The 2,436-nt window shown below is 39.3% G+C and carries 2 protein-coding genes and 1 pseudogene; all 3 read left to right on the top strand.

Annotated elements, in window-relative coordinates:
• Positions 1–89: 89 nt before the first annotated feature.
• Positions 90–1,001 (top strand): annotated as a pseudogene (locus tag BQ7314_RS11630) (AAA family ATPase); the annotation flags it as partial.
• A 78-nt stretch (positions 1,002–1,079) separates the two neighbouring features.
• Positions 1,080–1,709, top strand: coding sequence for an MxaP protein (locus BQ7314_RS11625; protein ID WP_174483859.1), 630 nt, complete (start codon positions 1,080–1,082; stop codon positions 1,707–1,709).
• A 1-nt stretch (position 1,710) separates the two neighbouring features.
• Positions 1,711–2,397 (top strand): DUF58 domain-containing protein, encoded by a 687-nt coding sequence (locus tag BQ7314_RS11620; protein WP_174483858.1) that lies wholly within the window; start codon positions 1,711–1,713, stop codon positions 2,395–2,397.
• The last annotated feature ends 39 nt before the right edge of the window (positions 2,398–2,436 follow it).

Raw genomic sequence — 2,436 nt, 5'->3', positions numbered from 1 at the left:
CAAAAACCATGGGGATTAAAATAATGGGATTCTTATTATACACTTTTAGTTAAATTAATTTTTCATGAGTACTTATAAGACATTGTGTTATTTCTATTTTTGCTCGTGGACATGTCTTATTGGAAGGAAATGTAGGGGTTGGAAAAACTACTTTATTGCGTGCTATAGCACAAGGCTTGGGCGGCGATTATCAACGGATTGAAGGTACTATAGATTTAATGCCTGCAGATTTAATTTATTACACCTATCTTGATAATAAAGGCAAGCCACAAGTAGATCCAGGGCCATTACTTAAACAAGGAGAAAGCCTTGCGACATTTTTCTTTAATGAAATAAATCGCGCACGTCCTCAGGTGCATTCACTATTACTTAGAGTGATGGCTGAAAGAAGCATTAGTGCCTTTAACCAAGAATATCATTTTCCGCATATACAGGTTTTTGCAGATAGAAATCGAATAGAAAGAGAAGAAACATTTGAATTACCCGCCGCTGCTCGCGACCGGTTTATGATGGAAATCAATATCGATATGCCGGCAGATGATGGTCTATTGAAAGAGCTTATTTTTAATTCCCGTTTTCATGATATGGATAGCTTAATTGCTGACATGGATACAGGAAAAATTGCCTATTATCAATTGAATGAATTAGCTCAGCAGATTCAACAAACTATTCAGCCTAGCGCACTATTAAAAAATTATGCGCTGGATTTATGGAAAGCGAGTAAATTCCCTCAAAAATACGGTATTAAATTAGCTGATGTAGAAATGGATCAACTCATCATGTCGGGAGCCAGTCCCAGAGGTATGAGTTTTTTAATTCGTGCAGCCAAAGTGAATGCCTGGCTGGAAAATAGAGAAACCTTATTACCTGAAGATTTACAGGCTGTCTTTCAAGTGACCATGGCACACCGAATTTTTTTAAACCCAATTTATAGTTACCGGCAAGAACAACTAATGCCAGAATTAATAACAGGCATTCTTGAGGGAATTGCTGCACCGTAATCAATAACAGCCAAGGTAGGATGTGCTGAGGCACGAAGTGCATCACATAAACGGGTCTATAACAAAAATAACAAGGCTATGACTAAACAAGATTTTTTTAAAGCAATCACTCCAGAAAGTGGCTTCAACGATTTACTCGCTGTTTATTTAAACTGGACCGGTGTCGGTTTTGTCTGTGCCATTATTGCAGAACGATTGGATAATTTTAGTGGTATTTCTTATGCCTCTTATTACACAACCTCCCTTAACTCGGCTATAGGGGTTAAATTCTGGGCATTAATCAGTATTATTGGTTTGTTACTGTTTTGCTTGAGCCTTCCGCTTATTTATCTGGCAGAAAGGGCAAATCAGCTGAAAACAAGCTGCCAACGATTTCGTTTCTTCAGTTATGGTTTTTTTCTGGTTGCGTTTGATGAGGGAGCCTTAATACTGGGAATACTAATGGCAAATTTAGTGCATACCAATGATCGGGCAGCACTCTTAACGGATAAATCCTTTTTGTTTACGGAAGCCAGTCTATTAAGCATCGTAGCACTTATTGTTGCCAACTCACTACTTTGGCTGTTGGGCGAATCATTGTACAACCGGCAGCATAAAAATGTTTCTGGCGTTGTTAATCTGATCGTTAGCAGCCCTATAAAGTATAGTATTCCCGCTTATTTACTGGTTACCATTGGCTTTGTCATGCTCGTTATCAATCAATCGTAAGATGATAGAAAATAACATTTTTCATTACCGTAAAGCTGCGCCATATAATGTATTTCCAGGTGCTCATGCAAGTAAAGTTGTAGGCAATGGGCTTCTTTTTAAACATCACCAACCTTTGATTGCCGCACCTGATCCAAGACATATAGACTTAAGAGCCAGTTTACTCAATCCTTTCGCTGAGTATCAGGTTAAATCGTTTCAGCAACAATCTCGTTTGGATGTTTTTTTACTAGCGGACTTATCCGCCTCTATGGGCTTTCACGGTAATTATAATAAACTCCAAGCAGTGATCGATTGCCTGCTGTCGGTGGCTAAATCAGCTCATGCAACGGGGGATCGGTTTGGCTTTGTTGGCTGTGGTCAAGTGCTTAACCAACAACTACTCATTTCGCCTGCCAATTTACAGCAAGGGCGAGTGATTGACATTGCTCAACGGATTAAAGCCACCGTCTTTACCGGCAAGGCAAACAGTTTATTACAAGCGGCAGACTATTTGCCTAATAGCTCAGCCTTGGTATTTCTATTATCTGATTTTTATATGCCGATTAAAATAATTCAACAACAAATGCAACGACTGAATAAACATACGGTCGTCCCCCTGGTAACGGTGTCCGACATTTTATTACAGATATGCCATCAAAACAGGTCGGAGCTTGCGCTCAAAGAGCCATGTGGCGCTTTTCTTTAGGAAATTGTTTTTTAAGAACCGCCAAGCTTGTTTGGTAAT

Source organism: methanotrophic endosymbiont of Bathymodiolus puteoserpentis (Logatchev) (genome assembly GCF_900128525.1).
Classification (GTDB): domain Bacteria; phylum Pseudomonadota; class Gammaproteobacteria; order Methylococcales; family Methylomonadaceae; genus Methyloprofundus.
The sequence above is the reverse complement of the archived record's forward strand: the minus strand, read 5'-3'. Positions and strand labels throughout refer to the sequence as shown.

Coding starts and splice junctions, on each gene's coding strand:
- BQ7314_RS11620 (WP_174483858.1), top strand. CDS start 1,711: ATGATAGAAAATAACATTTTTCATTACCGTAAAGCTGCGCCATATAAT.
- BQ7314_RS11625 (WP_174483859.1), top strand. CDS start 1,080: ATGACTAAACAAGATTTTTTTAAAGCAATCACTCCAGAAAGTGGCTTC.